The organism is Bacillus ectoiniformans, assembly GCF_016908875.1.
Classification (GTDB): domain Bacteria; phylum Bacillota; class Bacilli; order Bacillales; family Domibacillaceae; genus Bacillus_BX; species Bacillus_BX ectoiniformans.
Genome location: NZ_JAFBES010000010.1, coordinates 1 through 22,235, shown reverse-complemented (window position 1 = coordinate 22,235; position 22,235 = coordinate 1). Strand labels below are relative to the sequence as shown.

Genomic DNA, 22,235 nt, shown 5'->3' with positions numbered 1-22,235 from the left:
GGCTAATGATGAAAAACAATACGAACCCAAACTATGATAATTTTGATTTAAATCCAAATTACAATGATGGCAGTATGAATACGAAAGATTTCATGATTGGCGCATTGGTCGGCGGAATGGTTGGAGCAGCAACAGCTTTATTTCTAGCTCCTAAGTCCGGCAGAGAGCTTCGCGAAGACTTGAATGTACAAGCTGGAACATTAAAAGAGCGTGCCGGCGGATGGTCGGAAGTGGCGAAAGAAAAGGGCAGCGGTCTTGCATCTGTAGCTAAAGATAAGACTTCTACACTTTCTAAAACCGTTCAAGAGCAATCGAATATGCTTGTAGATAAAGTGAAATCGATTAAACAAACTGAAAAAGACGCGACGAATGATCAAGAAACAAAGGACATGCTGGATTCAGCTGAAAAAGTAGCTGAACAAGCAATTACAGGAGCCACTAACACAGCTACACAAAAGCTAGAAGAAACGAAAAAAGCGTTTGACCAAACGGAAAAATCAGTTGGTTCATCCTCAAATAAATCATCCGCTGATTCATCAAAACCGGCATCTTCTGCTTACTCTAATGCAGCAGACGCGGGTGTGGATGAAAAGAATGCAAATAAAAACAGCACAGCTTCCGCGAACAGCTCGAATCCAAGCGGAGTAAATAATGCGTCTGGAAACAAAGGATCTAATAATAATCGCAACAACAATAACAATTATAATAACAACAATAAAAAGAATAATAAATAATGTGAGAAAAAGCGAGCTCAGCTAGAACTCGCTTTTTCTTATGGAATTAATTTGACAAAATGAATGTTTTTATAGGTTTTCGGAGGGAATAAATATATAGTATAGCAAGGAAGAATAGTTCAATAATTGAAAAGGTAAGGTGAATGAAAAAGTGGAGAAAATTGAAACAATTGCAGAGTTCGAACAAATTCTAGAGGAACAAAAAAGATTTTTCTTTATGAAACACAGCTTAACTTGTCCGGTTAGTTCTAATGCGTACGATGAGATGCTGTCTTTTTTAAATGAACATCCAGAGGAGAAAGGCTATTATTTAGCTGTACAGGAATCAAGAGAGCTGTCCGCATACATTGCTGAAGAATTTGATGTGGTGCATCAATCCCCGCAGGCATTTTTAATCGTTGACGGTCAGTCCTCCTGGCATGAATCTCATTGGAAGATTACGAAAGAACAATTGAAAAGTTTATAAAAAGAAAACGCGGCATATAGGCCGCGTTTTTTAACTGTCCCAGCTGATCTCCAATTGGTCTCCGGGCTGCAGGGGTTCATAAAAAGTCGTCTTTTCTCCATTTTTTAGCAGTGTGAATTTTCCGCCGCCTTGCGCAGGCATTTTCACTTCTACATGTCTAAACAAATCTTGAAAAATAAAGGGTTTCATTTTTTCCGATTCGACTGTTAACACATCTCCAGCTCGCACAGCTTGATGTGCAGAAAGCATTTCGCCATTTCTATAAAAAGCGGTTAATGTTTTCGTTAACTTGATTTCCTCCCCGTTAAACTTTACAGGAATTGTTTGTTCCATTATGCATTGTTTGGCCTCTGCAATAGCAGCTACAGTTTGAAGAGGAGCTGGAATGATTTCGAGCTGTGCTCCTTCTGACAAAGGCTGTGATAGCTTAGCTTCCTTCTGATTGATCAGTAACTTTGCCGATAGCGCCGGGAAGAACGTTTTCTTTTCGTTAATTGTGACGGAAAAGGGGGCTAATTGACACAGCCAATCTTGTTTCTGCTCTTTCTGAAGAAATTCCCTGACTGTAGGATATGAGGCTTCGATAATATCCCCGTCGGATAGCCAAGCATCCAATGATGAATGTTCTCCGTTTAATTTTACCGAAATCGGCACTTCCTTTGGCTGACCATCAAGCATAATCGTTATACTCGATGCGTCCTCTAGAAGATCGATCATCTGAATCGCTGCCTGATCCCCGTCTTCTCCTTTTATAACTGTTAATTCATCACCGTCTGCCACTTCTTCATCTAATGAGCAGGACTGTCCATTTTTTTGAAGAATCGGGGCTTTCCCATAATTGCCTGGGATCGTCAGCAATTGGCCATTGTAATTAATCATTAGAGCCATCCCTGGTTTTCCATATAGTTTATTTATTTTTACCCCGGCGGCCAGTAAACAATCTCCAGCAGTTAAATGAGTTAATTCAAAGAGACGGACTGGCTGAGAATTGACATTGACTGTTTTATATTGAATCGGACTTTGCTTCGATGCAATGGCAATCCCAATTGGTGTGACGAGTGTTGGAGCGTGCGTCAAATGTTTTTCGATTGTTAACTTTTGAATGGCCTCTGTCCCTCTAATCGCAATACGATTGTCTGGGAGTTCCAGCTTTTTAGCCAATCTTTCAGGAAGTTCTGGCGTCAGGCTGCCTCCGCCAATTAGCATCACAGCTTTTGGAGGATGCTGATTGTTCAATCGCAAGATCTCCTCATGGATAGATGAAGTTAAGCGTTCGATGGCATAATCGATTTTGTCAACAGCTTCTTTCGAAGGCACTTCTGTTTCAAATCCAAGAATATCTGAAAAGGAGACAGTCTCTCCTGATTGCAAGCTTCTTTTCATTTGTTCAGCGATTGGAAAGTCCAATAAATATTGATCACTCAGGGCCTCAGTGATTTCATCTCCGGCAACAGGAACCATTCCATAAGAAATGACCGTTCCCATGTCTGTGATCGCAATATCTGACGTTCCTGCCCCTATATCGACTAAAGCTACATTTAATCTTCGCATAGAGGGAGGAATCAGGACTTGGATGGCGGCAATCGGCTCAAGCGTCAGTGCCTCTATCTCTAGCCCGGCTCGATATAGAGCCGCAATGAGTGACTCTACAACGACACGAGGCAGAAAAGTAGCGATAATATCGGCTGCCGCTTCCTTACCTTGCTGATCAATCAAGCTGCCGATTTCTTCTCCATCTAATTTATAGAATAATACCGAATATCCAACGCAATAATAATGATAATGCTTATCGAGCTGCTGCTTCTCAGCCGCTTTCGATTGAGCTTCCTGCACAGCCGACAGTTCAAGATGCATAATATCTTCTTTCGTCAGCATCGGCTTGCCAGTAATGTCGATCGCAGCTTTTGCCGTTTCCGTTCGCAAGGCCCGGCCGGCTGCTGCTACGCAAACTTTCTTTAAAGGACCATATTTAATTTCCAGCTCATCTTTAATCTGTTTAATAATCTCAGCGACGGACACTATGTCATGAATCTGGCCATCAAGCATAGAACGTTCATCGTGTTCCTTGATGACCATATCTAGTACATGATGACTATTTTCACGAGTTTCCAGGATGACGCCAACGACTGAACGAGTGCCAATATCCAAGGCGAAAATGCGATTATACTGCTCCAAACTAACTCCCCCATTATCATAAAAATTGACTATTATGCTTTAATGCTTAAAAGCGTTTAATTAATAAAGTAAATTCTTCGTGACATTTAAGATTCTTTGTTTTATAATAATCCCTAATATATAAAATATATATCAAATCGATCCAACTTCATACGAAACTTTCAGAAGCTTCTATTATTATATTAGCGGCTGGCAGTGATCATGAAGGAAAACACACTCAATTGTTGGAAAATTGGGAAAACAAACAGCGGAAGGATGATAATTGTGAGTAACCAAGAACTAGATCAATTAAGACAGCGTGTTGACGAAATGAATGCAGAATTGCTAAAGCTAATCAGCGATCGTGCAGCTCTTGTACAAGAGATTGGACGTGTAAAAGAAAAGCAGGGTGTCAACCGTTATGATCCTGTCCGTGAAAGAACGATGCTGAACTCTATTGTTGAAAAAAATGTTGGGCCTTTCGAGAACTCAACGGTTGAGCATATTTTTAAAGAAATCTTCAAAGCTGGATTAGAATTGCAGCAAGACGATCACCGCAAAGCATTGCTTGTATCCCGTAAGAAGAAGCCGGAAGATACAATTGTAACGATTCGCGGAGAAGAAGTTGGAAACGGCACACCGACATTTATTTTCGGACCATGTGCAGTTGAATCTTATGAGCAAGTGGCTGAAGTCGCTAAGGCCATCAAAGGCAAAGGATTGAAAATGATCCGTGGAGGAGCTTTCAAACCTCGTACATCTCCATACGACTTCCAAGGACTTGGACTTGAAGGATTGAAAATCTTGAAAAAAGTTGCCGATGAATTTGATTTGGCTGTGGTAAGTGAAATTGTCAACCCGGCTGATATTGAAGTGGCATGCGAATACATAGATGTCATTCAAATTGGAGCGCGTAACATGCAAAACTTTGAGCTGTTAAAAGCAGCAGGGGCAGTGAAAAAGCCTGTATTGTTAAAACGCGGCTTAGCAGCAACAATTGAAGAATTCATTAATGCAGCAGAATACATTATCGCTCAAGGCAATGATCAAATCATTTTATGTGAGCGCGGTATCCGCACATACGAAAGAGCTACACGAAATACGCTAGACATTTCAGCTGTGCCGATTCTGAAACAAGAAACTCATTTACCGGTAATGGTAGACGTTACTCACTCCACTGGAAGACGCGATCTGTTAATTCCTACGGCTAAAGCAGCGCTTGCCATTGGTGCCGATGGAGTCATGGCTGAAGTACATCCTGACCCGGCTGTAGCACTATCAGATTCCGCTCAGCAAATGAATTTACAACAATTTGATGAATTTTACGGCGAAGTTGTGACAGCAATTCCTGTAAAAGCTTAACTCCTGTGTTTGCACAGGAGTTTTTTTTCGTTAATATATAGAAAAGGACTTTATGAAGGAGAAGATTAACTAATGAATGTAACAATATATGATGTAGCAAGAGAAGCGAACGTTTCCATGGCGACCGTTTCACGAGTCGTAAATGGAAATCCAAATGTGAAACCAGCAACAAGAAAGAAAGTGCTAGATGTGATTGAAAGACTTGGCTATCGTCCGAATGCTGTAGCGCGCGGGCTGGCAAGTAAAAAAACAACGACAGTCGGAGTCATTATCCCCGACATCTCCAACATTTTTTATGCGGAGTTAGCAAGAGGTATTGAAGACATTGCTACCATGTATAAATACAATATTATCTTGAGTAACTCAGATCAGAATAAAGATAAAGAGCTTCATTTAATTAATACGATGTTAGGAAAACAAGTAGATGGACTGGTCTTTATGGGCAGCAACATTTCAGATGAACATATTGAAGAGTTTAAGCGCTCACAAGTACCGATCGTTTTAGCGGGATCTGTCGAAGGATCTGAACAAATTCCTTCCGTCAATATTGACTATAAAGAAGCCGCATTTGATGCTGTGCAAATGCTGACTGAAAAAGGACACAAGCATATCGCTTATGTAGCCAGCCCGCTCCACGATACGATCAACCGTGATTTTGTATTGAAGGGATACCAGGAAGCGCTTGAGCAGGCGGGATTATCTTACAATGAAGAATTAGTAGTAGAAGGCGATTACTCTTATGATTCAGGAATTGAAGCTTGGACGAAACTTCAGGAAGCTCCAGTTAAACCTACAGCTATTTTCGTTAATAATGATGAAATGGCTCTTGGCGTTGTTCATGGAGCACAGGATGCAGGAGTGGGGATTCCTGATGAGATCGAAGTCGTTAGCTTCGACAGCTCCAGACTGGCTTTGATGGTGCGCCCTCAGCTGACATCAGTTGTTCAGCCTCTATATGACATTGGAGCAGTAGCCATGAGGCTTCTGACAAAGTATATGAATAAAGAAGAAGTAGAAAGTCCTATTGTCGTACTTCCGCACCGGATTGAGAAAAGGGGATCAACAAATTAATTCTCATTCCGATATATAATAATGAACAAAAAGTTTATGGTGGGAGAATAGGGGAGAAGAAATGAAATTAGATAAACTGACTCCGGTCGGAATAGTTTTAGGATTTGTACTGCTGATGTTTGCGATCTTCTCTAGCGGAGGGGTTGCCGGGTTCATATCCTTCTTGCACTTGCCATCGATGCTGATCGTTTTTGGGGGATTAGCTGCAGGTCTGTTAATCAGTTTTCCGGTCAAGGATATTAAACATACATTTTCAGTCATTAAACAGGCTTTCAGAGAAGATGAGAACAATTTAGAAGAGCTGATTCGCCGATTTGTTAAGCTGTCTGAAATTGCACGCCGAGAAGGGCTGCTCGCTCTTGAAAATGGGCTCGGAGAAATTGAAGATGAATTCCTGAAGAAAGGCGTGCTCTTAGCTGTTGACGGGATCGAGCAGGAAATGCTGATAGATATTATGGATGCGGAGATTACAGCTTTAGAAGAGCGTCACCGGAAGGGCAGAAGCATCTTAGAGCGAGCAGGCGAATATGCGCCTGCATGGGGAATGATTGGAACGCTGGTGGGGCTTGTGCTCATGCTGAAAAACCTAAATGATCCAACTACCCTTGGTCCCAATATGGCGATCGCTTTGCTGACGACATTCTATGGCTCATTGATGGCAAACCTAGTATTTTTGCCCATGGCGGCTAAGCTGGAATTGAAAACGGAAAAAGAGGTTTTTTTCAGACAAGTCATCATTGAAGGAGTAGTAGGTGTACAATCTGGACAAAACCCAAAGATTCTGCAAGAAAAGCTTAGTGCTTTCTTATCCAGCGAAGAGAGAAGATCTCAAAAAGAAATGGATGCCAATGAGAGAGAGGCCGTTGAGATATGAGAAGAAGACGCCAGCCGCCTAAGCAAAAAGGTGCGCCAAAGTGGATGGTTACTTTTTCCGATCTTGTTACACTTGTGCTAGTTTTCTTTATCTTGCTTTTTTCAATGTCACAAATTGATAAAATTAAATTTGAGGCAATCGCGGAATCCTTTAAGACAAAATCCGTCTTTGACAATAACCCGTCTATTGTTCCAGCTGAAAACCCGGCGGAAGAGGTCAAAAAGGAAGAAAGCCAAACGAATGAAAAAAAATTGGACAAGCTGGCTGATGAGGTTCAGAAATATTTAGAGAAGAATGGCTTAGAAGAGGTAGCAACCGCAACAAGAAATGAACGAGGGGTGGTTCTTGTTCTTCAAGAACAGATCATCTTCGGTACCGGTGAAGCAGTTGTGCTTCCAGATGCTCATTCATTCCTGAGGAAAATAGGTACGCTTCTTGAAGGGATGCCTAACTTAATTAAAGTGGAAGGGCATACGGACAACCGCCCGATCAAGAATTCTTACTATCCATCCAACTGGGAACTGTCAAGCGCCCGTTCTAGCAGTGTCATCCGTTATTTAATCAGCAACCATAAAGTCGATCCTGCCCGCTTTATTGCTGTGGGTTATGGGGATACACGGCCGATTGTGCCTAACACATCGAAAGAGAACTTTCAAAAGAACCGCCGCGTGGAAATCATCATATCTGATCCGAAATTTGATGAGAACAATAAATGATAAAGCAGACTGCCGCGACAGTCTGCTTTTTTTTGAATCTATAAACGATTAGGCGCTAGGTTCCCTGCTTTTTTTATTTTGCCTTAAGGGATACAGCGCTTTATCGACGGTAATTCGATTTTTCTCTTCAATTTCCGGCTTGCGGGGAATAGGAGGATAGATGTCCTTCGCATCTTCCCAAGTCGTCGGCAATTGGATAGGCGCTTTTGGCTGCCAATAGTTTAACCAGCTTTCAGGCAAAGCGCCGGAAAAATGAGAGTTTTCAGTCATCTCGAGCCAGACGTAAGACCAAGCTCTAGGAACGACGCGCCATATATCATAGCCGCCGCCCCCAACAGCGATCCAGCGTCCGTCACAATATTCATGAGCGATTTTGTGAGCGAGCTTAGGAATGCGCTTGTAGATCTCCATCGTGGCTGACAGATGTGTGAGCGGATCGAAATAATGAGAGTCAGCTCCATTCTGCGTCAGTATGACATCTGGTTTAAAGAAATCAGCGACTTCCCATAATGAAGTTTCATAAGCTTCAAGCCAGGATTCATCTTCCGTAAACGCATCTAAAGGAATGTTGAAAGAATATCCATAGCCTTTTCCATGTCCTCGTTCATTCACATTTCCAGTTCCGGGGAATAAGTATCGTCCAGTTTCATGAATAGAATAGGTGCATACATCAGGGTCATCATAAAAAGACCATTGTACGCCATCGCCATGATGAGCATCAGTATCCACATATAATACTCTGGCTTTGTATTTTTCCTGCAAATATTTGATAGCTACTGAACTGTCGTTATATATACAAAAACCCGAAGCTTTTCCACGAAAGCCATGGTGAAGACCTCCGCCTAAATGGAGCGCATGATTGGCTTTGTCCTGCATGACTAAGTCCGCAGCGGTTAAGGTGCCGCCAACTAGAAACGCGCTGGCTTCATGCATCCCGTCAAACATAGGGGTATCCTCTGTTCCAATGCCGTATCCTTCTCCGGCATCGGGTGTCAGCAGGCCCTTGCTCGCTTTCTTCACAGCTTCTACATAAGCGCTGTCATGCACAAGTTCTAATTCTTCATCTGATGCCATTCTAGGCGGAGCCATATCACTGTCTTTGAGTGCATCTATCTTTTTTAAAAGGTCAATGGTTAATGTCAGTCTGAATTGGTTAAAAGGGTGATTTTCTGAGAATTTGTAAGATAGTGATTGATCCGAATGTACGAATACGGCATCTCTTTTCGCAGTCATGAAGACACTCCCGGCATATTCGGCCACAGCACAATATGTCCTTCTTTCTTTAAATCATCAATCACCCCAATTGGATTCATCATTCGGACGCGAAAAACAATAATTTTGAACTTTTCATCATTTTTGTCGGGATAAACTAGCACGCTATGAATATTCGCGCGGCGTTTATTCAGAACATTCACGACTTCAAAAAGCATGCCTGGTTTGTTTGGCACTTTCACTTCTATTCTAGAGCCTGGCTGATGGCTTCCTGTCAGTTCGACAAATGTGTGAAGCACATCTGTTTCCGTGACAATCCCAATTAACTCCCCATTTTGAATGACCGGCATACAGCTAATGTCGTACTCATAGAAAGTGGCGGCTACATCTTCAACAAAGTCGAGAGGATGACCTGTGACGACGTTCTTTTCCATAATTAAATCTAAAGGCTTGTTCAGTTCTTCTTCTCCTGTGCCTTTTTGAAGAATAGAAGGAGTGGCATCTTTTATATCACGGTCTGTGACAAGTCCGACTAACAATTGATTGTTATCTACTATAGGAATGTGGCGAATCTTTTGATCTCTGCACAATTGCAGGGCGGAAGCGATGGTGTCATTTGGGTTCAGCGTATGTACTTGGGTTTGCATAATTTCTTCAACAATCATTCTTTTTACCCCCTCGAGATTGATATAGATTAGTACATAAAGCGGTTCATAAAGCGAATGCGGTCAAATTTTTCAATGGAGTCCTGGTCTACTCTTGAACCGATGCGAACCATCAGACAATTGGCTGGATGCGAACTGATTTCCGGGTCATCAGTGGCATACCAGACTAGACCGCCCGCGTTCATCATTTTTTCCATGATCTTTCGGTACTCCCATACATTCAAGCCTGTTCCTTTTAAATCCCAGTGCCAGTAATATTCCGTCGTAATAATGATATAGTCTTCCATGGCATCATCCATCATGGATACTTTCAGCATATTTTTCCCGACGCGAGCTCCCCTGAAAGATGAGATGACTTCAATGGCTCCAAGTTCAATCATGTTTTCTAAATTGGCTTCTGACCATCTCTCAAGAGGATCGGGATACAGATAAGTCACATAGCCGACGATCATTTGATCTTGTCTGGCAATAATGATTCTGCCTTCTGGAAGCTGCGCAATTTCGATCAGCGCTTTATGCTGCTGTTCAGGCTGTCTAAAAGCGACAAGGCCTTCATGAAAATCAAGTTCTGCTAGTCTTTCAGATGTTACCGGACCTTCAATAACTAAAGAACCGTTAGGAGTGTCATAGTCTTTTGAATGATATCTTTTAATATGCTCCATTGGGTCACCGCCTTTGATTAATTGCATACCCTCATTATACATAAAATTATCCAAAATGAAGCGTTTTCACTAAATTTTCAGATTATAAAATAGGAATAAATAGGTGGAATTACATTTTTATTGGAAGTTTATTATTTTAAAAATTGAGAAAATAATAAATATATAGTATACTTTATTTGTAATCTTACATAAGGGGGAATGGGTGCATGAAATTGGAAGCGCTAACAGTACAGCAAGGGGATTTTAATTTAAAAAGCTATGAAGAAACAGCTGCATCATTTGATTGGAAGGAAGCTGAAAAAGCTTTTTCCTGGTCTCAAACTGGAAAGGTTAACATTGCATATGAAGCGATTGACCGCCATGCAGAATCTGAACTAAAAGATAAAGTGGCATTGCACTACCGTGATGCAGATAGAAATGAGCAGTATACTTTCGAGCAAATGAAAGAGCGTACGAATCAGGCTGCGAATGTATTTAAAACGTTTGCGAATGTAGAAAAAGGAGATCGTGTATTTATCTTCATGCCTCGTTCACCTGAACTTTATTTCGCTGTTCTTGGGGCTATTAAAACCGGTTCCATAGTAGGACCGCTATTTGAAGCGTTTATGGAAGGTGCTGTTCGCGACCGTTTAGAGGACAGCGGAGCAAAAGTTCTAGTGACAACGCCGGAATTGCTTAGCCGTGTTCCTGTTGATGAACTTCCTAATTTAGAAACTGTCTTTCTTGTAGGGGAAGACGTTAAGAACGAAGGGAAATACGTTGATTTTCTTGCCAAGCTGAAAGATGCAGATTCTTCATTTGACATTGAATGGGTAGACCGAAATGACGGAATGATTCTGCATTATACATCTGGATCAACTGGTAAGCCTAAGGGCGTTTTGCATGTGCATAATGCCATGATCCAGCAATATCAAACGGCTAAATGGGTATTGGACTTAAAAGAGGATGATGTATATTGGTGCACAGCTGATCCAGGCTGGGTGACAGGTACATCTTATGGGATCTTTGGCCCGTGGCTGACTGGAACAACAAACGTTATTGTTGGCGGACGCTTTAAGCCTGAAAATTGGTACCAGACAATTGCTGATTATAAGATTACTGTATGGTACAGCGCGCCGACTGCTTTCCGTATGCTGATGGGAGCGGGAGATGAGCTTGTGAAGAAGTTTGATTTAAGTTCACTTCGCCACATCTTGAGTGTAGGTGAGCCTTTAAATCCTGAAGTCGTTCGCTGGGGATCAAAAGTATTTGACCTTCGCATTCACGATACATGGTGGATGACGGAAACAGGTGCGCAGGTCATTTGTAACTATCCGTGCATGGACATCAGACCAGGATCAATGGGTAAACCAATCCCTGGCGTCAAAGCTGCGATTGTCGATGATCAAGGAAACGAGCTTCCTCCTAACCGCATGGGGAATCTGGCAATTAAGAAAGGCTGGCCATCCATGATGGCAGCAATCTGGAATAATCCGGAGAAGTATGATTCTTACTTCATGCCTGGTGACTGGTATGTATCCGGCGACTCCGCATACATGGATGAAGACGGTTATTTCTGGTTCCAAGGCCGAGTGGATGATGTAATCATGACGGCTGGCGAGCGAGTAGGACCGTTCGAAGTAGAGAGTAAGCTGGTAGAGCATCCGGCTATTGCAGAAGCGGGTGTAATTGGTAAGCCAGACCCAGTTCGCGGAGAAATTATTAAAGCGTTTGTTGCATTGCGTGACGGCTATGAACAGTCTGACGAATTAAAAGAAGAGATTCGCCAATTTGTCAAAACGGGATTAGCGGCCCATGCGGCACCTCGTGAAATTGAATTCCGCGACAAGCTGCCAAAAACTCGCAGCGGTAAAATTATGCGACGCGTGTTAAAGGCTTGGGAGCTTGACTTGCCAACTGGTGACTTATCTACAATGGAAGATTAATAATCAGAAGAACCTGCTGATGAGTTGGCAGGTTCTTTTTTTAATGTATAGGCTGGTTTTGAAGTCAATGTCAGAATGGGCAAGGCGGCAAGGATTGACAATGTTTGGTGTAATGATTAAAATGGGCATATACAATTTAAATATGACAGCGTTGAAAGGATTCAGTAGTTCGCTATCCCTGTTTTTTAGAGAATCGCCGGTTGGTGAAAGGTGATACAAATAGCCGAACGAATTACCTCCCGGAGCTTTTGCTGTGAATGTTAAGTAGCAGTAAACGGTTTGCAGCCGTTATTCAGTAAGAGTGGAGAATGACATATTCTCAAGCCTGGGTGGTACCGCGCGTATATAGCGTCCCTGCATTTTTGCAGGGGCGTTTTTGTATGCTTGAAGCAATGATCTTCAGGTCTTTAACGAATAAAAACCTGCTTTTTATGAAACCAAAATGAGAGAGGAAGTTGAACGATGGATTTAATGCAAGAATTAAAGCTGCGCGGAATCGTGTATCAGCAAACAGATGAAGAGGGGATTAAAGAAACCCTTTCAAAAGAAAAAATTTCCCTGTACTGCGGAGTGGACCCAACGGCAGACAGCATGCATATTGGTCACTTGCTGCCATTCCTTACTCTGCGCCGTTTTCAAAATCATGGCCATACGCCGATCGTTTTAGTCGGAGGCGCAACCGGTCTAATTGGGGATCCGAGCGGTAAGAAAGAAGAGCGCCAGTTGCAAACATTAGAAATGGTACAGCACAATGTATCGTGCTTGAGAAAACAGCTGGAACAAATCTTTAACCAAGATGGAGACAATGCGGCCATTATGGTGAATAACTATGACTGGGCAGGCTCTATGGACCTAGTGACGTTCCTTCGCGACTACGGAAAATATATCGGTGTCAATTATATGTTAGCGAAAGATACAATCGCTTCTAGGCTTGATACAGGGATCTCATTCACTGAATTTACGTATACCATTTTACAGGCGATGGATTTCCTTCATTTATATAAGAACCATAATTGTAAGATGCAAATCGGCGGAAGTGATCAATGGGGCAATATTACGACTGGATTAGAGTTAATTAGAAAAATGCAGCCAGAAGGAGCAAAAGCTTACGGCTTAACGATTCCACTTGTGACAAAAGCAGATGGAACGAAATTCGGAAAGACAGAAAGCGGAGCGATTTGGCTAGATGCTGAAAAAACATCTCCGTATGAGTTTTACCAATTTTGGATCAATACAGCAGATGCAGATGTGGTAAAATACTTGAAAATCTTCACGTTCTTATCTTTGGAAACGATTGAAGAATTGGCGAAAGCGGTAGAGGAAGAGCCTCATTTGCGAAAAGCTCAAAAAGCGCTGGCAGAAGAGATGACTCGCCTCATTCATGGAGAAGCCGCTCTTGAACAAGCAATTAAAATTTCTGCCGCCTTATTCAGCGGTGACATTAAAAGCTTAACAGCTGACGAAATCGAACAGGGATTTAAAGACGTTCCATCTTTTGATATTTCAGATGCTGAAGAATTGTCGCTGGTTGATTTATTAATTGCAGCTAAGATTTCCCCATCTAAACGCCAAGCGCGGGAAGATATCCAAAATGGTGCGGTCTCATTAAATGGAGAAAAGCAGACAGACGTTGCTTATATTCTATCTTCAAGCGATCGAGTAGAAGGTAAATTCACCATTGTGCGCCGCGGGAAGAAGAAGTATTACTTGATTCGTTATAAGTAACAAGCAGAAAAAGGCCGGCTTAAAGCTCGGCCTTTTTTGTGTTGCGCTTCTTATACAAAATATTAAAAGAAAGGGCTGAATTTTAGTAGGTGTACTTGCTTTTTTTTAACGGTACATAAAAGTGCCTTCTATTAAATTTGATGGTCTTAAGATACTATTTAGTCAAGAATCAATTGCGATTCTTTTCTTAACACAATGTTATGGAAAGTGAGAATAGCTTATGGAATTGAAAAAAGTTCAATTAAATAATGGTGTTGAAATGCCGGAAATCGGATATGGTGTTTTTCGTGTAGAAGAAGGGAAAAACCTAGAAGCAGCAGTAGTAACCGCTATTCGTACTGATGATGAAATGAATCAACTAAATGCTCTAAACGAAGATCTTAGAAGCGGTCCACATCCGGACGAATTCGACTTTTGAGAATCTGCAGCGTGTATAGTTTATAAGCTTTAGTCCTGTTAATGAAAGGCTAGTACTAGAGGCCATTCATTTTTGCTGTTTCAGTTCAAGTTCATAATTATTATGACAAAAACAACCCCCACCCGGGCATGGGTGGGGGCTGTTTAACGGTTGATCTTATCTGTTTAAAAAATATTTTACGCCTTTCACTGCATACTCATGATCAAGCTGTGGAGTAAGCCCGGCCACTGTCACGCTTCCGATGACACCAGCACCTGCAAGTCGAATAGGCAGAGAGCCGCCGATCGCTTGATAATCTTCTGGAGCAAGCAATGAGTGTTGATCATGCTGAAGGCCATTTTCCTCAAAACGCGCAGCAATGAATTGTGTACTATGATTATAGTGATCTACGACTCTTTTCTTTCGATGCAGCCAGTAAACATTTTCTTCTGAAGTTCCGTCCATTAAATGAGTAAATAAAGGCACGCGGTTTCGTTCAACGTGAACAGCAATGTTAACTCCGTCTTGTTTAGCCAGATTTACAAGCTCCATTCCAAGGTTCAAGGCATCTTCATTTGTAAAGGTCGTGAAGGTTAAGTCATCCTCTAATTGTTGTAATTGTTCTGTTGTCATATCCATTCTCCTTTAAAATAATTTTTGTTTTTTATCCAGACGGTAGTTGATCATTGCCAAAACTAAGGCAACTAGTACCATAAGTGCACCAATCCAAGCTGTGTCAAGGAAATTCAGATAGTCGACAGCGAATCCTCCCAGTGCCGATCCTGCAGCGATCCCGAGGTTGAACCCTGAAATATTAAGTGCTGAGGCAAGGTCTTTTGCACTTGGAACAAGCTGTTCAGCAAGTGAGACGATATAGGATTGAACGCCCGGCGACATCATGAAGGCGAATAGCCCAAGCAGAATAATGGAAAGGTAGCGCAATAAGGCATTTGGAAGCAGGATCATCTGTAATAATAAGGCGATAAGCTGATATAGAAATACCCATCTGAGTGCCTTAACAGGATGATGATTGGTAATTTTGCCTCCAATGATATTACCCACAGCCGTGGCGGCTCCGTATAGAAGCAGCATCCAAAAAATGTGGTCTGGTGAGATATTGCTTACTGTCTCTAAAATGGGTGTTAAATACGTGAATAAGACAAATGTTCCGCCAAATCCAAATGATGTCATTAGAAGTGCCAGGATGATTCTTGGATTTCCTATTAATCTACCAATGTCTCCTACTGTTAGTTTGTTTACATTTCTTTCGGGCTTGTCAATTGTCACCATATTAGCGATCAAAGCAATAACCCCTAGGACTGCTATGGCAAGAAAGGTGGTTCTCCAGCCGAGCTGCTGACCAATCAAGGTTCCGAATGGTACACCGAGGATGGTTGCAACCGTTAACCCTGTAAACATGATTGAAATTGCCTGTGATTGTTTGTCCTTTGGAACGATTTCCGTTGCCACAGTAGCTGCAATGGCAAAGAAGACTCCGTGTGCCACAGCTGTGATGATACGTGAAGCAAGCAGCAGGCTATAGGTGGCTGCAAAGGCAGATAATAAATTTCCTGCAATAAAAATGACTAATAGACTAAGAAGCAGTCCTTTCTTAGGAAGCCTATTGGTCATTGCAGTCACGATGGGTGTGCCGATTGCAATGGCAGCAGCATAACCAGATACAAGGGTACCCGCTTTCGTTACAGAGATGGAAAGGTCGGAAGCCACCGTCTGGAGCAATCCGACAATGACAAATTCGGTTGTTCCAATGGCAAAGGCACTGATCGCCAATGATATCAAGGCAACTAGGCTTTTAGATGAGAAAGCTTTCATGGTGATTACCTCCTAATTGTTTTCAAGCTGTTCTGTGATGCGTTTACTGCAAGCTTTCAGCTCTTTGCTGATCGTCTTATCCATTTTCTTAGACAATCGTGAAACCGGGCCAGAGATTGCCGCGCTTGCGATAACTCGGCCATTACTATAGATAGGGACTGCGATGCATCTCACGCCAATAGCCGTTTCTTCATCATCGATGGCATAGCCTCGCTTCTTGATCGCTTCTAAATGATAGAGAAACATCTGTTTGTCATCGAAGGTATGAATCGTCGTTTTGGCATAAGGCAGATGTCTCAGGAAGGATTGCTGCAAATCAGGCTCCATAAAAGCAAGAATGGCTTTCCCGAGTGCACTGCCATGAGCAGGATCCCTGTCTCCAACTGTAGAATGAATCCTCATTGCATGAGTGCCATCCACGATTTGGGTAGTCACTACATCGCTTCCATCTAAAATACCGATGTACATTGTTTCTCCCATTTTTCTGCTTAATTCATAAAGTGCTGGTACTGATACCCAATCAACCAAGGGGTTATGCGGCTGTTTTGGCGTGGAAGATTTTCCTGTGAGATTAAAACCATGGATTCCCTTTTGAATGAACCCCATGTTTTCCAATGTGTGCAGTAAACGGAAAGTAGTCGTTTTATTCCACTGGAAATAATCCATGATGTCAGTAAGTGTCATTTCTCCTTTTAGCATCAGAACATCAAGTATCTGCAGCCCTTTTTTTAATGTGGAAACCTCGTATTGGCTCATATTCAATCCTCCTTTGCACAGCTTTCATAGTAATATGGTGCGGGGTTTACTTCAAATTATGAGTTTTAGTTTCTATATTTGAAACGAGGGTTTAGAGTGCTATATAGAAACATGAATGAGAATGAAAGGGTAACGATCCTACTTTGAAGAGGCTTACCCAATCGTCACTTTGCTAAGAGCAGTATCCATTAAAACGGAACAAAGGCTTTGCCCTGAATATTGACAGACACATATGGATTTGTGATCTGTGAGAAGATTGAGTTCATTCATTATGGTTTTGAGTGTGATCTCTTCGTTGGGCACGCTTGTTTAGTTGATATCCTTCAAGCTCTGTAAACAGCTCAAATTTAGTCTTTTAGTCAATACTTGGATTTACATACAATTCATAAGCAGCAATTTATTTTGTGTTTTTTTGTGTGAATCCGACTTTAAGAGACGATTCTAAAAAGCTTTATCTCTAATCACTCCAAAATCATGGGGATATAGTGTATAATTTATAATCATAATTTTGAAAGAGAGTAGAAGCGGATGAGGAGTAAAGGAATTAATGCAAAGGATGTTGCAAAGCTTGCAGGGGTTTCACAGTCCACTGTCTCAAGGGTTTTTTTCGAAGGCGCATCTGTTTCGGAAAAGACACGAAAAAAAGTGTTAGCCGCTGCTGAGGAGTTAGGGTATGTACCTAACGAGTTTGCACGAGGCTTAATTACAAATAAATCAAAGCTCATTGGTCTAGTCATGAAAGGGGTTCACAATCCATTTTACCCACAGGTTTTAAAGGAATTTACGACGCATTTTAAAAAATTAGGCTATAGCATACTGTTTGTCCACACGAATAATGATGAGATCCAAAAAGAAGATGTGAAGATGCTTTTACATTATAATGTGGCAGGTGTAATTATTACGGATGCCACTCTTTCACTAAGAGTTACTGAGGATTTTAAAAAGAATAAGATCCCTCTTGTATTATTTAACCGAAAAGCAGATCAGCAGGACTTCTTTTCACTATGCACAAATAATCTGAAAGCAAGCCGGCAGATTGCTGAGTACTTGATTCAAAAAGGTTGCCGGGATATGGCTTATATTTCAGGCGGACGCAATACATCGACGAGTATAGAACGGGAAAAAGGCTTTACAGAAATATTAGAAAAACATAAGATTCCCTTTCAAAGGTTTGATTCTGATTATTCTTATGAAGGCGGCTATGAAACTGCAAAGGAGATGATTCAAAACGGACATGTACCTTCTGCTTTTTTTGTGGCTAACGACATCATGGCATTGGGTGTGTTAGACGTGCTTCGCGAGAATGGAATTGCTGTTCCGTCACAAACAAAGGTTGTAGGCTTTGATAATATAAATATGGCAGCATGGCCAATATATAACTTAACAACTTGGGAACAGCCAGTTTCTCAAATGGTGAAAGAAACAGTGAGTTATATGATCTCTGAGATTAAAGAGTACACCGGTCACAATGGAATTGTTGAATTAGAGGGGAGATTAATTGAAAGACAAACCACATAAAGGGTATTGACAAATCGCTATTTTTAGAATACTCTTTATTTATATTTTTTTGCATACGTATTCATTTTGAATACGTAAAAATTTTCAGTAATTTGCATACGTATTCAAATTTTAATTGGAAGCGTATACAAATCAAACAGGGAGGAATTCATTGTGGTAAGAATAATTAAAGAAGGTAAATCAAAGGAAGAAGTATCTAAGAATGATGTGGAAGTATCTAAAATTGTCGGCGACGCCATTAAAGATATCGAAGTCCGCGGCGATCAAGCAGTACGGGAGTATTCGGACAAATTTGATAAATGGTCTCCTGAATCATTCCGTTTAACTGAGGAGCAAATTCAGGAGATTGTTGCAAAGGTTCCTGAAGACACAATTGAGGACATCAAGTTTGCCCAAAAAAACATTCGTGAATTTGCTGAGGCTCAATTAGCTTCTCTTCATGATGTGGAAGTAGAGAATATTCCAGGTGTCATTCTAGGTCATAAAAACATTCCAGTGAATAGCGTTGGTTGTTATATTCCAGGTGGGCGTTATCCAATGGTTGCTTCTGCACATATGAGTGTATTAACAGCAAAGGTTGCGGGAGTCAAACGTGTTATCGCTTGCACGCCGCCTATCAATGGAGAAGTGCCAAACGCAACCATTGCGGCAATGTATTTAGCAGGTGCGGATGAAATTTATTTACTCGGCGGCATTCAAGCAATGGCAGCCATGGCGATTGGTACGGAAACCATCGAATTAGTTGATATGATCGTTGGGCCAGGAAATGCCTTTGTAGCTGAAGCCAAACGACAATTGTTTGGAAGGGTCGGCATTGACTTATTTGCAGGTCCGACTGAAACACTAGTGGTAGCAGACGAAACGGCAGATGCAGAAATGGTTGCAACTGATATTCTTGGGCAAGGTGAACATGGTCCGACGTCACCTGGAGCTTTGATCACAACTTCTGAGAAGCTGGCTTATGAAACAATAGAGGAAATTGAAAGGCAGCTCAAAGTATTGCCGACTGCAGATGTCGCTCGTGTTTCCTGGGCAGATTATGGTCAGGTTTTATTAGTAGACAGTCTGGAAGAAGCGGTGGTTGAAGCAGATAAACTCGCGTTTGAGCATGTAGAGATACTGACAGAAAACCCTGATTATTTCTTAGAGAATATGAAGAATTATGGCTGTTTATTTTTAGGGCCAGAAACAAACGTTGCTTACGGCGATAAGGTTATTGGAACTAACCATACGCTGCCGACAAAGGGAGCAGCACGATATACTGGCGGTCTTTGGGTAGGTAAATTTATCAAAACTGTTACATACCAAAAAGTGACGCCTGAAGCAACTGCTTATATTGGGGAATATGCAGCGAGACTATGCCAGCTGGAAAACTTTGCAGGGCATGCTGAACAAGCATTGCTTCGTGTACGCAGATACGGAAACAAAAAGTAAGTACAAAATGAGGGGAGTCATGGTCACATGATCTTAGGGTTTATAGGTCTGTTAGGTGGATTAGCATTGCTAATCTACCTGACTATGAGGGGTATGAATTTACTGATAGCAGCGCCGCTCTCTGCGTTGTTTGTAACGTTACTAAATGGGATGCCATTATTTCCGCAGCTTGTGGAAGAAGGTGCTGCGAATTTCTTAACGAACTATATGGCGGGTTTTTCTGGCTTTATAGCTTCATGGTATTTAATGTTCTTAACTGGTGCGATCTTTGGTAAGGTAATGGAGGACAGCGGAGCGGCTGAAAGTATTTCCAAATGGATTGTTGGAAAGATAGGGATGAAACGAGCTGCATTGGCGATAGTGATTGCCTGTGCGGTATTAACGTATGGCGGAGTCAGCTTGTTTGTAGTGGCTTTTTCTGTTTATCCCATGGCAGTCAGTTTATTTAAGGAAGCTGATCTGCCAAGACGTTTTATTCCAGCAGCGCTGGCTTTTGGCTCGACTACATTCACGATGACATCTGCCGGTTCACCAGAAATTCAAAACTGGATCCCCATAGAATTTTTAGGAACGAATGCCTATGCAGGATGGGAAGTCAGTTTAATTGTTGCGATATTTATGATGATCTTTGGTTATTGGTGGTTAACAAAAGCAATCAAAAAAGCCATAAAAAATGGAGAGAAGTTTATTCAAAGAGAGACAGACCAATTTGTGGTACGTCAGCAATTACCTGATCCGCTTTTAAGTATGATTCCTTTATTGGTAGTCTTAGGCATTTCATTTATATTTCATGATTCATTGAAGCAATCTGCTTTAATTATTGCTTTAACAGGAGGCATTTTAACTACCTATTTAATCAACCGAAAATATTTTTCGAATGTGGGGAATGCCATTTCGGAGGGTACAATTGGTGCAATCATTGCCATTGCTAACACCTCAGCCGTTGTCGGTTTTGGCGGGGTAGTAAAAGCAACACCAGCCTTCCAAGAGGCAGTAGCATTTATGACAGATATCCCAGGCAGTCCATTAATCGGGGGAGCGCTAGCCGTTGCGGTTATCGCAGGTTTAACTGGTTCAGCATCAGGCGGACAAGCCATTGCTTTACCCTTATTAGCACCGCATTATCTTGACCTAGGTGTTAACCCAGAAGCATTGCACCGAGTGGTTTCCATTTCTTCAGGATCCCTTGATTCACTTCCATCTGGCGGTTATGTTGTGACTACCATCCGTTCTATTGCAGGCGAAACCCATAAAGATGCCTATCCTATGTTTGGCGCTTTAACTGTCGTTGTTCCAATAGTTGGGAGTATACTGGCGGTCATCCTATTTTCAATAGGGTTATAGTTCTAGACATCAGCCATAAATAATTTTGTATTACCCAGCAGGCATTTTGTTTGTTGGGAATTTTTTTATAGATAGACTTGAATGAATGATTACTGACTGTTGTTGAAAGACAGTGATTGCAAGTCCCGGCTGCTTTCACCTATTTTCGGCAATCTTACATTATTTGTTCAAAGATTTAGGGATAATAGGGAAACCTGAAAGCATTCTAGTCAGAGGCAATAAGAGAAGATAAGTGTAGGAGATCATTGCGTGTTTAAAGCTTGAGCTATTATAGATAGATTCTTAAAATTTGACCTTGAAAGGATAGAGTGATTTGACTTATTTTGCAGATATTCAAAATAAAACAGTTGTTGTGACAGGCGGAAGTAAAGGGATCGGAAAAGAAATTGCTCTTGCCTTTGCAAAACTTGGAGCTAACGTTATGATCATTGGGCGAGGGAAAGAAGCCTTAGAGAGAACCCTTGAGGAACTGAAGAAATTCGGTGGGAAACACGAGGCGTTTTCATTGAATGTGAACGATATTCAGAGAGTACAACAAGTCGTTGATGAAGTAGTGCGTAAGTTCGGCACTGTGGATATATTAGTAAATAACGCTGGTACTAATAGTCCGAAGCCTGCTGTTGAAGTAACCGAAGAAGATTGGGACAGTACGGTAGATACAAATTTAAAGTCAGTATTCTTTTTTAGTCAAGCCGTTGGCAAACATCTGATCGCACAAGGAAAAAAGGGGAGAATCATTACCATTGCTTCTCAAATGTCCTTTGTTGGTTATATAAATAGAGCGGCCTACTGCTCTAGTAAAGGCGGAGCGGTTCAATTAACAAAAGCATTAGCTGTAGAATGGGCGAAATATGGTATTAATGTCAATGCTGTTGCACCAACGTTTATTGAAACAGAGTTTACTGCGGAAATGTTTGCAGACGAAGACTTCAAAAAAGACGTAGAAAGCCGGATCCTGTTAGGCAAACTCCCAAAACCAAATGATATTTCGGGTGCTGTCTTATATTTAGCATCCGACTTATCCGATTTTGTCACAGGTGAGACGATTAAGGTAGATGGCGGCTGGACAGCGATCTGATGAATTAAGCATACTTGTCCCCCTTGAATAACAAGCAGTCTCACTAGCAATATGGAGAGGTTGCCTAGCTAATTATCATTACTCTTATTTAGCACGTTACTGTGTAAAATATATGTTCTATCGTTTTGCGCTTCTTCATGGCGGCTAGGAATTTATTGGCTGACTTGATTTTTGAAGATAAAAAAACCCTTGAAATGTCGACATTTCAAGGGTTTCACTCTGTTGAAAAAAGAATCTGTCAATGAACATGACGAGAATTTTTGGAGTCATGCTCATTTTTTCTTGTTCTAACAAATGGTTTCTTCTATA

20 protein-coding genes and 1 other annotated feature are annotated in these 22,235 nt (G+C 41.5%); of the genes, 13 read left to right on the top strand and 7 right to left on the bottom strand.

Annotation, left to right across the window (positions count from 1 at the left end):
* Positions 1 to 8: 8 nt before the first annotated feature.
* Together JOC78_RS12805 and ytxJ are read left to right on the top strand one after the other, a co-directional pair.
* Positions 9 to 734 carry a YtxH domain-containing protein gene (locus JOC78_RS12805; protein WP_239587156.1) on the top strand — a complete coding sequence of 242 codons (726 nt, stop codon included), beginning with the start codon at positions 9 to 11 and terminating at the stop codon, positions 732 to 734.
* Between the two features lie 151 nt (positions 735 to 885).
* The gene (gene ytxJ, locus JOC78_RS12800; protein WP_204556503.1) at positions 886 to 1,200 is read left to right on the top strand and encodes a bacillithiol system redox-active protein YtxJ; all 315 of its coding nucleotides are present in this window, start codon (positions 886 to 888) and stop codon (positions 1,198 to 1,200) included.
* Positions 1,201 to 1,230: 30 nt separating this feature from the next.
* On the opposite strand, the gene pilM is transcribed toward ytxJ, so the two are convergent.
* On the bottom strand, positions 1,231 to 3,375 hold the full coding sequence (pilM, locus tag JOC78_RS12795) for a cell division protein FtsA (protein ID WP_239587155.1): 2,145 nt from the start codon (positions 3,373 to 3,375) through the stop codon (positions 1,231 to 1,233).
* 264 nt (positions 3,376 to 3,639) lie between these two features.
* Between pilM and JOC78_RS12790 the strand changes: the two genes are divergently transcribed.
* From JOC78_RS12790 to motS, 4 genes are all read left to right on the top strand, one after another.
* Positions 3,640 to 4,716 (top strand): bifunctional 3-deoxy-7-phosphoheptulonate synthase/chorismate mutase, encoded by a 1,077-nt coding sequence (locus JOC78_RS12790; protein WP_204556502.1) that lies wholly within the window; start codon positions 3,640 to 3,642, stop codon positions 4,714 to 4,716.
* Positions 4,717 to 4,788: 72 nt separating this feature from the next.
* On the top strand, positions 4,789 to 5,787 hold the full coding sequence (ccpA, locus tag JOC78_RS12785) for a catabolite control protein A (RefSeq protein WP_204556498.1): 999 nt from the start codon (positions 4,789 to 4,791) through the stop codon (positions 5,785 to 5,787).
* A gap of 61 nt (positions 5,788 to 5,848) precedes the next feature.
* The gene (gene motP, locus JOC78_RS12780; protein ID WP_204556496.1) at positions 5,849 to 6,661 is read left to right on the top strand and encodes a flagellar motor protein MotP; all 813 of its coding nucleotides are present in this window, start codon (positions 5,849 to 5,851) and stop codon (positions 6,659 to 6,661) included.
* On the top strand, positions 6,658 to 7,377 hold the full coding sequence (motS, locus tag JOC78_RS12775) for a flagellar motor protein MotS (RefSeq protein WP_204556494.1): 720 nt from the start codon (positions 6,658 to 6,660) through the stop codon (positions 7,375 to 7,377). The genes motP and motS overlap by 4 nt, the downstream gene beginning before the upstream one ends.
* 48 nt (positions 7,378 to 7,425) lie before the next feature.
* Here the strand turns inward: motS and JOC78_RS12770 are convergent, their stop codons facing one another.
* Genes JOC78_RS12770 through JOC78_RS12760 form a run of 3 tightly spaced genes read right to left on the bottom strand, consistent with a single transcriptional unit; the run spans position 7,426 to position 9,916 of the window.
* Positions 7,426 to 8,610 (bottom strand): acetoin utilization protein AcuC, encoded by a 1,185-nt coding sequence (locus JOC78_RS12770; protein WP_204556493.1) that lies wholly within the window; start codon positions 8,608 to 8,610, stop codon positions 7,426 to 7,428.
* Positions 8,607 to 9,254 (bottom strand): acetoin utilization AcuB family protein, encoded by a 648-nt coding sequence (locus JOC78_RS12765; protein ID WP_204556491.1) that lies wholly within the window; start codon positions 9,252 to 9,254, stop codon positions 8,607 to 8,609. Before JOC78_RS12765 ends, JOC78_RS12770 begins: the two co-directional genes overlap by 4 nt.
* 29 nt (positions 9,255 to 9,283) lie before the next feature.
* Positions 9,284 to 9,916 carry a GNAT family N-acetyltransferase gene (locus JOC78_RS12760; protein WP_204556489.1) on the bottom strand — a complete coding sequence of 211 codons (633 nt, stop codon included), beginning with the start codon at positions 9,914 to 9,916 and terminating at the stop codon, positions 9,284 to 9,286.
* Between the two features lie 206 nt (positions 9,917 to 10,122).
* Here JOC78_RS12760 and acsA point away from each other — a divergent pair, with 206 nt between their 5' ends.
* The 3 genes from acsA (at position 10,123) to JOC78_RS17880 (ending at position 13,984) form a co-directional block, all read left to right on the top strand.
* Complete coding sequence (gene acsA / locus JOC78_RS12755) at positions 10,123 to 11,841, top strand: acetate--CoA ligase (RefSeq protein ID WP_204556488.1); 1,719 nt, start codon at positions 10,123 to 10,125, stop codon at positions 11,839 to 11,841.
* Between the two features lie 142 nt (positions 11,842 to 11,983).
* Positions 11,984 to 12,200: a binding site (T-box leader), on the top strand.
* 103 nt (positions 12,201 to 12,303) lie between these two features.
* Positions 12,304 to 13,566, top strand: a complete 1,263-nt coding sequence (tyrS, locus tag JOC78_RS12750; protein WP_204556487.1) for a tyrosine--tRNA ligase — start codon at positions 12,304 to 12,306, stop codon at positions 13,564 to 13,566.
* A 220-nt stretch (positions 13,567 to 13,786) separates the two neighbouring features.
* Entirely contained in the window at positions 13,787 to 13,984 is a 198-nt protein-coding gene (locus JOC78_RS17880) for a hypothetical protein (RefSeq protein WP_204556483.1), read from the top strand.
* 156 nt (positions 13,985 to 14,140) lie between these two features.
* Here the strand turns inward: JOC78_RS17880 and JOC78_RS12740 are convergent, their stop codons facing one another.
* From JOC78_RS12740 to JOC78_RS12730, 3 genes are read right to left on the bottom strand one after another with little or no spacing between them, the layout of a single operon-like run.
* Positions 14,141 to 14,596, bottom strand: a complete 456-nt coding sequence (locus JOC78_RS12740; protein WP_204556482.1) for a heme-binding protein — start codon at positions 14,594 to 14,596, stop codon at positions 14,141 to 14,143.
* 12 nt (positions 14,597 to 14,608) lie between these two features.
* A complete protein-coding gene (locus JOC78_RS12735; RefSeq protein ID WP_204556480.1) occupies positions 14,609 to 15,796 on the bottom strand; it encodes an MFS transporter in 1,188 nt (395 codons plus the stop codon).
* A 12-nt stretch (positions 15,797 to 15,808) separates the two neighbouring features.
* Complete coding sequence (locus JOC78_RS12730; protein WP_204556478.1) at positions 15,809 to 16,552, bottom strand: IclR family transcriptional regulator; 744 nt, start codon at positions 16,550 to 16,552, stop codon at positions 15,809 to 15,811.
* A 528-nt stretch (positions 16,553 to 17,080) separates the two neighbouring features.
* Between JOC78_RS12730 and JOC78_RS12725 the strand changes: the two genes are divergently transcribed.
* The 4 genes from JOC78_RS12725 to JOC78_RS12710 all read left to right on the top strand — a co-directional run bounded on the left by JOC78_RS12725 (position 17,081) and on the right by JOC78_RS12710 (position 21,926).
* The gene (locus JOC78_RS12725; protein WP_204556475.1) at positions 17,081 to 18,070 is read left to right on the top strand and encodes a LacI family DNA-binding transcriptional regulator; all 990 of its coding nucleotides are present in this window, start codon (positions 17,081 to 17,083) and stop codon (positions 18,068 to 18,070) included.
* A gap of 153 nt (positions 18,071 to 18,223) precedes the next feature.
* Entirely contained in the window at positions 18,224 to 19,504 is a 1,281-nt protein-coding gene (gene hisD / locus JOC78_RS12720; protein ID WP_204556473.1) for a histidinol dehydrogenase, read from the top strand.
* Positions 19,505 to 19,534: 30 nt separating this feature from the next.
* Positions 19,535 to 20,848 (top strand): SLC13 family permease, encoded by a 1,314-nt coding sequence (locus tag JOC78_RS12715; protein ID WP_204556648.1) that lies wholly within the window; start codon positions 19,535 to 19,537, stop codon positions 20,846 to 20,848.
* Positions 20,849 to 21,161: 313 nt separating this feature from the next.
* On the top strand, positions 21,162 to 21,926 hold the full coding sequence (locus tag JOC78_RS12710; protein WP_204556471.1) for an SDR family NAD(P)-dependent oxidoreductase: 765 nt from the start codon (positions 21,162 to 21,164) through the stop codon (positions 21,924 to 21,926).
* The last annotated feature ends 309 nt before the right edge of the window (positions 21,927 to 22,235 follow it).